Below are 713 nucleotides of genomic sequence, written 5' to 3'. Positions count from 1 at the left end.
CCGATACCGATGACTGGCACGTCGAGTACTTTAGTAATGCGCTCTGCCAGTTCTGCAGGCACACATTCTAGTAGGACGATTTGAGCGCCTGCTTCTTGTAGCGCTAACGCATCTTTTACCATGCGATCCGCTTTTTCTTGATCGCGACCTTGGATTTTGTAACCACCAAAAATGTTAACAGACTGAGGGGTTAAACCAAGGTGAGCACAGACTGGCACTGCGCGTTCAGTAAGCATCTTAACGGTATCAACTAGCCAGTCGCCGCCTTCGATTTTTACCATGTTTGCGCCTGCGCGCATCAATTTTGCCGCGTTCTCACACGCTTGCTCTGGTGTTGCGTAGCTCATGAATGGCATATCGGCCATTAGCAAGCAATTCGGGCTGCCAGCACGCACACAGCGAGTGTGGTACACGATGTCGTCTACCGTTACTGGTAGCGTATCGTTTTCACCTTGCAATACCATACCAAGTGAATCACCAACTAAAAGAACGGGCATTTCTTGGCTTTCAAAAAGTTGTGCAAAGCTCGCATCGTAAGCGGTTGAAGTAGCAAATTTACGACCTTCTTGCTTCCACTTGATAAGGTCGTTGATGGTCATCTTTTTCATTGTTTTATCCTTACTAGGAGCTGGCTATGACTGCCAAATTCTGAGGCCGTTTCTATCTACTTGTTCCAGTAGTTCAGAGACCTCGGTCCCATCAGGGAGTTGTAA

1 protein-coding gene and 1 pseudogene are annotated in these 713 nt (G+C 47.7%); both read right to left on the bottom strand.

The window, feature by feature from the left end:
• Nucleotides 1–608 (bottom strand): 3-methyl-2-oxobutanoate hydroxymethyltransferase (panB, locus tag R7Z50_RS27320; protein ID WP_318149723.1); only part of this gene is annotated, 608 nt, incomplete at its 3' end.
• 24 nt (nucleotides 609–632) lie between these two features.
• Nucleotides 633–713 (bottom strand): annotated as a pseudogene (locus R7Z50_RS27315) (2-amino-4-hydroxy-6-hydroxymethyldihydropteridine diphosphokinase); the annotation flags it as partial.

It is taken from the genome of Vibrio sp. 1249-1, from assembly GCF_033340495.1.
Note: the sequence above shows the minus strand (reverse complement) of the source record. Positions and strands in the feature narration are given on the sequence as shown.